Source organism: Archangium sp., from assembly GCF_045802675.1.
Lineage (GTDB): Bacteria > Myxococcota > Myxococcia > Myxococcales > Myxococcaceae > Archangium.
The window spans coordinates 54,050-60,304 of the sequence record NZ_JBJMQO010000015.1; the positions used below are offsets into that span (position 1 = coordinate 54,050).

Here is a 6,255-nt window from a genome sequence, read left to right on the forward strand (position 1 = left end):
TGGGCCAACGACCCTGTTGTCCAAGGGGAGTGACGCTTCCCTCTCCCGGAGGGCGAGGGGATATGGCCCCGGGTCGTCTGAAAGGGATTGTGAGGCGTTTACCGGCAGTCGGGGTCCGCCGAGTCCGCCCGGCCGTCCGCGTCGTCGTCGGCTCCGTTGGCGCAGCGGCCCGACTCGCCTTGCACGTACTCGTTGATGTGCAGCGTGTAGCGGATGGGCAGCGCCGCCGAGGTACTCGCCAGCCCGTCCACCACCACCAGCACCGTCTGCCCCTTCTCCAGCGCGAGCTTCACCACCGGCGCGCCCGTCGTCCCCGCTGTCCGGCTCGACGAGCACGCCAGCTCCTTCCCCCGGCACCCCGTCAGCACGTACAGCGCGTTGCCGTATCCGCTGCCCACCGTGTCGAAGACGAAGGTGCCGCTCCTCGGCGCCGTCCACAGGTGCGCTCTGTCTTTCTGTAGCACCGCGCCACACGTGCCCTGGAAGCCATCCCCCGCCTGCGCCGTGTCCCCGAGGTACGTCACCGGCAGCGCGCTCCCCAAATCCGTGTCCGCGCACCCCCGCCCGTCGCAGAAGGGCTCGCCCTGGCAGTCCGTGTCCGCGCAGTCCACCCACCGGTCCCCATCGTTGTCCGAGCCGTCGAAGCAGCTTCCCGCCTCGCTCGCCGTGCGCTCCTGGATGTGCAGCTCGAAGTCCCCGGCGCTGAAGTCCCCGCCTCCCGGCGAGTCCACCACCACCAGCACCCGCTGCCCCGCCGCCAGCGACGCCGACACCCGCGCGCCTCCCCCGTAGCTGATGCCGTCCGTGGCGCACGCCAGCTCCGCGCCCCCGCAGCCCTCCCGCCGCAGGCTCAGCATCGTGCGCATCGCCGAGCGCGCCGTGTCGAAGGTGAAGACGCCGCTCCTCGGCGCCGTCCACAGGTAGCCCCGGTCCGGTGCCCCCCACCCTCCGCACGCGGCCTGGTGGTCATCATTCGCGTACAGCGTGTTGCCCTTCACCCGCACCGGCAGCGCGCTGCCCAGCTCCTTGTCCACGCACAGCGGCGAGGCGCGGTAGCACACGTTGGGTACGCCGCTGCCCCCGCACGTCTCGCCCTCGGCGCAGGTGCCGCACTCGAGCGGCTCCCCGCACCCGTTGGAGACGCTGCCGCAATTCTTTCCCAGGAGGCCACAGGTGTACGGCCGGCACGAGGGCACGGCGCACACGTTGGGCACGCCGCCCCCGCCGCACGTCTCGCCCGCCCCGCAGGTGCCACAGTCCAGCATCCCGCCGCACCCGTCCGGCACCAGGCCGCAATTCTTGCCCTGCTCGGCGCAGGTGACGGGCACGCACCGCGCGCTGCACACGTTGGGCGCGCCGCCCCCGCCGCACGTCTCGCCCGTGGCGCACTCGCCGCAGTCGAGCGTCCCCCCGCACCCATTCGAGATGGTGCCGCAATTCTTCCCCTGCGCCGCGCACGTGGTGGGCAGGCACGAGGCCGGGCCGCACACGTTGGGGGCTCCACCGCCGCCGCACGACTCGCCCGCCGCGCAGGTGCCGCACTCCACCGTCCCGCCGCACCCGTCCGAGAGCGTGCCGCAATTCTTCCCCTGGCCCGAGCACGTGGCCGGCACGCAGGGCGCGGGCGCGCAGACGTTCTGCACCCCGCCGCCACCACACGCGAGGCCCTCGGGGCAGGTGCCGCACTCGAGCGTGCCGCCGCAGCCGTCCGAGAGCGTGCCGCAGTCCTTCCCCAACGCCTCGCACGTGGCCGGCGTGCAGGGGGCGTGGCCACAGAGGTTGGGCGCCTCGCCGCCGCACGTCTCGCCCTCGGGGCAGGTGCCGCACTCGAGCGTGCCGCCGCAGCCGTCCGAGAGCGTGCCGCAATTCTTCCCCAGCGCCGCGCACGTGGCCGGCGTGCAGGGCGTCCGGCCGCACACCCCCGGCACTCCCCCGCCTCCACACGTCTCGGGCGAGCGGCAGGTGCCGCACTCGAGCGTGCCCCCGCAGCCATCCGCCACGCGGCCGCACGTCCTCGCCAGGGAAGCACAGGTGGCCCGGGTGCACCGCGCCGGGCCGCACACGTTGGGCACGCCTCCGCCCCCGCACACCTCGTCCCCGGCGCACGTGCCACAGCGCAGCACGCCGCCGCAGCCATCCAGCGCCGTGCCGCAGTCCAGTCCCTGGTGCTCGCACGAGAGGGGCTGGCAGCCGGAGCGCGCACGTGCCTCCTCGAGCGGGTCCGTCTCCACCGTCCCGCCGCAGGCCACCCACACCACGAGGAGGCCCACCCACCCGAGCCCGCTGCGCCGCCCGCCCATGCCCCGCCCTTCACCCCTCCCTGGAGGAGTCCACGGCGGCACAACCTGGGTCGGCTCCGCGGACCGGGGAAGGGGCCTCGGCGCCGTGTGGGCCCGGTGGTGAACGCATGGGACGTGTACCCGAGGACAATGCATGCCCGCTTTCCGACAGCCCCTTGCCCGCGAGCACCGATTCCTGCCCGCGCCCCAGGTCGTCACCTTGTACGGGTGGGCCAGCGGCGGGAAGGGAGGGGAGGGCGGCGGATGAAGCGTCCCGGGGCGTTCACCAGGCGCATCGCGGTGGGGCTCACCGCCTCGCTCGTGGTGTCCCTGGCCATCGCCACCATCACCGCCTTCGCCCTGCGCTCGCTGCTCACCGGCCATGACGCCGTCACCGTCAGCCGCGTCCTGCACGTCGCCGAGGTGGAGCGGCTGCGCGGCGCCTTCCAGGAGAAGATCGCCGCCCAGCGCACCCATGACGCCCGGGGCGACAGCGGCTCGCTGGACGAGGCGGAGGCGGCCCGGCAGCGCTACCTGGAGACGCTGGGGGACTTGCGCTCGCACGCCTTGAATGAGGAGGAGGTGCAGGCGCTGGAGGTGCTCACCCGCGCCGAGAGCGAGCACGAGTCGGCCACCCGGGCCCTGGAGGAGGCGCGGGCGCGACGGGTGGCGCCGGCGGAGGTGGAGCGGCGCTTCCACCGGGTGACGGAGGCGCGCAACCGGACGAACCAGGCGCTCAGCGAGCTGGCCTGGCTCACCGAGTACCGGGTGAAGGTGGGCGAGCGGCATGCCCGCGAGTCCGAGCAGCGCGCGCTCTGGCTCATCCTCACCGTGGCGACGCTGGGGGTGCTGGTGGCGATGGGGCTGGCGTGGGTGCTCACCCGCGCGCTCTGGCCCCTGCACCACGAGGCCCGCGCCACCGAGGCGCGCTTCCGGCTGCTGGTGGAGGGGGTGAAGGACTATGCCCTCTACCTGTTGGACCCCGAGGGCCGCGTGGCGAGCTGGAACCCGGGCGCCGAGCGGATTCAGGGCTGGCATGCGGAGGAAATCATCGGCCGGCCCGGGGCGCTGCTCTACCCGCCGGAGGCGATGGCGGAGGGGCTGCCGGGGCGCGAGCTGGAGCGGGCGGCGAGCGAGGGGCGGCTGGAGTCCGAGGGCATGCGGCTGCGCAAGGACGGCACGCGCTTCTGGGCCGAGTCGCTGCTCACCGGGCTGAGGGACCCCGGGGGCGGGCTCGAGGGCTACGCGGTGCTCACCCGCGACATCACCGAGCGCAAGCGCCTGGAGCGCGCCCAGCACCTCTTCGCCGAGGCCGAGCGGCTCTTCCTCTCGGCGCCCGACCCGGGCCAGGCGGTGGCGGAGCTGGCGCGGCTGCTGGTGCCGGAGCTGGCGGATGGGTGCGTGCTCTCCCTGCTCAATGCCTCGGGCGAGCTGGAGGCGCACACGGTGGTGCACGTGTCCGCGGAGAAGCAGCGCGTGCTCTGGGAGCTCATCCACACCAGCCCGCGCTGGCGCGAGCGGCCCCATGGCATGGAGCAGGTGCTGCGCACGGGCCAGAGCGAGCTCCTCTCCGAGGTGACGCCGGAGCTCATGCGGGAGGGGGCGACGGATGCCGCGCAGCAGGGGCGCTTCGAGCGGCTGGGCGCGGTGTCGAGCCTGACGGTGCCGCTGCGGGCCGGGGGGCGGGCGCTGGGCGCGCTGACGCTGCTGTCCCATCGGCCCGAGCGCCGCTTCACGCACACGGACCAGGTCTTCGTCGAGGAGCTGGCCGGGCGCACGGCGCTCTCGCTGGAGAACGCGCGGCTCCTGCGCGAGGCCCAGGCGGCGTTGGAGCTCATCGGCGTGGCGGCGCACGACCTGGGCAACCCGCTCAACGCGCTGCAGCTCATGCTGGGCAAGCTGCGGCGCTCGCCCCCGGCGGACGCGGCGAGGTTGAGCGAGTCGCTCGCCGCGGCCATGCGCTACACCCAGCGGCTGGGGCGGCTGCTGCACAACCTGCTCGACTTGTCGCGGCTGTCCTCGGGGAAGCTGGAGCTGGAGGTGGGGGAGGTGGATTTGACGGACCTGGTGCACGACGCGGTGGCGCGGCACGCGGACCAGGCGGCGGAGGCGGGCAGCCAGCTGGTGCTGGACGTGCGGCCGGGAGTGGTGGGGCGGTGGGACCGGCTGCGGCTGGAGCGCGTGCTGACGAACCTGCTGTCCAACGCCTTCAAGTACGGCAAGGGCCAGCCCATCGAGCTGCGCGTGGAGCGCACGGACGGCCACGGGCGTCTGATTGTCCGCGACCACGGGCCGGGGATTGCGCGGGAGCAGCAGCGGGAGATTTTCGAGCGCTTCAAGAAGGCCCCGGCCCCGGGCGAGAAGAAGGAGGGCTTCGGCCTGGGCCTCTACATCGTCCGGCAGCTGGTGGAGGCACACGGGGGCACGGTGCAGGTGGACAGCCGCGAGGGCGAGGGCGCGACGTTCACCGTCGAACTGCCGTTGCTGCCGGCGAGCCGCGAAGTGGAGGACAGCACACACCCTCCGGGGTTTGTCCATTAGTCCGATTGAGCGGGGTACGCGGAGAAGACAACCTGAGGGCCGTTCACGAGGTGAGTCATGGTGAAGCTGGCCCTACTGGGAGAGTCCTACCCGGCGCAGCTCCGGGAGAATCCGCAGGCGCTCCGGGATGTCGAGGTGGTGTGGTCGGGGACGTCGCTGGAGGCGTTCCGGCAGGAGGCTGCCTCCAAGAGGCCGGACGTGCTGGCCCTGGACTTCCTGGAGCTCAACGGGGTGCAGACGGGGGTGGTGCCGGGGCTGCTGGAGGACTCGGGGGCGCGGCACGCCATCGTCACCTACCGCTTCGCGCGGCGCGGGGTGCTGCAGCAGTACCCGGCCGGTAAGGTGCGGCTGCTGCAGGGCCCCATCTCCCTGTCGCTGCTGCGCGCGCACGTGCACCTGGCGGTGCTCGACGACATGCTGCGGCCTCAACCGGTGAAGGCGGCGGTGCCCGCTCCGGCGGCGGCTCCCACGGCCCCGGCGGCGGCGGCTCCGGCGCTGCAGTTGGGCGCCCCGGGCGCGGTGTCCACGGTGACGGTGCCGGCCGTGCCCAAGGCGCCGCGCTACTCGCCCGAGCAGCTCGGCGTGCTGCTGGAGGTCTCCAGCGCCGTGCAGTGCGAGTGCCCCAACCACCTGTCGCAAATCGTCAGCGGCCTGCAGGCCTTCGAGGAGTACTCGAAGCACTGCGAGAACCGCAACGAGGCGGACCGGCAGGTGCACGCGCTGCTCTACCGCTACACGGCGGCGGCGCGCGCGGTGATGGAGGAGGCCCTCACCGCGCTCGTGAAGCACGAGAACATCCAGCTGTAGCCGGCGCTCAGGCTCGGACAGGCCCGAGCCTGCGAAGCAGCTCCGCGAAGGCGGGGCACACGCGGGCGAGGGTGTCGAGGTTGGTTTCCTGTACGAGCCGTCGGCGGATGTCCGCGGGCTCCTGCTTGCTGGCGTGCTCGTCGGACCACTGCTGGAGCAGTTCCTTGGCCTGACGCCGCCCGAGTCGCTCGGGGGGCTTGGGCGGTGAGAGCGACTTGCGGAGGACGGACTTCACCGCCTCGGGGTCCGCGATGAGCCACGCCTCGAACTCCTGGATGGCCACGGCGGCGACGGCTTCGACCGTGAGCTCCTGGAGCGCCGAGTCGAGCTCCGCCTGACGCTCCTCCTTGCCATCCGCATCCACGAGCACGATGGCCAGGTCGGGCCGCAGGTTCTCGTCCGCCCAGAAGAGGAGGGGCCGCAGGGTGGTGCGGCTGTGGAGCATGCTGCCCCGGGCGAGCTTGCCGCGAGAGCGCAAGGGTTCCTCAAATCGGATGAGCTCCGGTGCCAGGCTCCGGGAGCGCTCGAGGCAGCGGCGCACGAGGAGGTGGGCCGCACCCAGTTCGTTCTCGGTGAGGGGCGTGCCCGGAGCGCGCTGGCGGCTCGTGTCCGGCCCCGTGAGCTCGCC

4 protein-coding genes are annotated in these 6,255 nt (G+C 73.3%); 2 read left to right on the forward strand and 2 right to left on the reverse strand.

The features are described 5' to 3' along the window. Positions 1-98: 98 nt before the first annotated feature. Positions 99-2,300 carry a tryptophan synthase alpha chain gene (locus ACJ8AN_RS03400; RefSeq protein WP_407753754.1) on the reverse strand — a complete coding sequence of 734 codons (2,202 nt, stop codon included), beginning with the start codon at positions 2,298-2,300 and terminating at the stop codon, positions 99-101. 243 nt (positions 2,301-2,543) lie between these two features. On the opposite strand from ACJ8AN_RS03400, the gene ACJ8AN_RS03405 reads away from it, so the two are divergent. Continuing rightward, complete coding sequence (locus ACJ8AN_RS03405; RefSeq protein ID WP_407753755.1) at positions 2,544-4,820, forward strand: ATP-binding protein; 2,277 nt, start codon at positions 2,544-2,546, stop codon at positions 4,818-4,820. A 57-nt stretch (positions 4,821-4,877) separates the two neighbouring features. Next, the gene (locus ACJ8AN_RS03410; RefSeq protein ID WP_407753756.1) at positions 4,878-5,627 is read left to right on the forward strand and encodes a hypothetical protein; all 750 of its coding nucleotides are present in this window, start codon (positions 4,878-4,880) and stop codon (positions 5,625-5,627) included. Between the two features lie 7 nt (positions 5,628-5,634). Here the strand turns inward: ACJ8AN_RS03410 and ACJ8AN_RS03415 are convergent. Further along, the coding region (locus tag ACJ8AN_RS03415) for a DUF4276 family protein (RefSeq protein ID WP_407753757.1) at positions 5,635-6,255 on the reverse strand (621 nt) is incomplete at its 5' end.

Coding starts and splice junctions, on each gene's coding strand:
- ACJ8AN_RS03405 (WP_407753755.1), top strand. CDS start 2,544: ATGAAGCGTCCCGGGGCGTTCACCAGGCGCATCGCGGTGGGGCTCACC.
- ACJ8AN_RS03400 (WP_407753754.1), bottom strand. CDS start 2,300: ATGGGCGGGCGGCGCAGCGGGCTCGGGTGGGTGGGCCTCCTCGTGGTG.
- ACJ8AN_RS03410 (WP_407753756.1), top strand. CDS start 4,878: ATGGTGAAGCTGGCCCTACTGGGAGAGTCCTACCCGGCGCAGCTCCGG.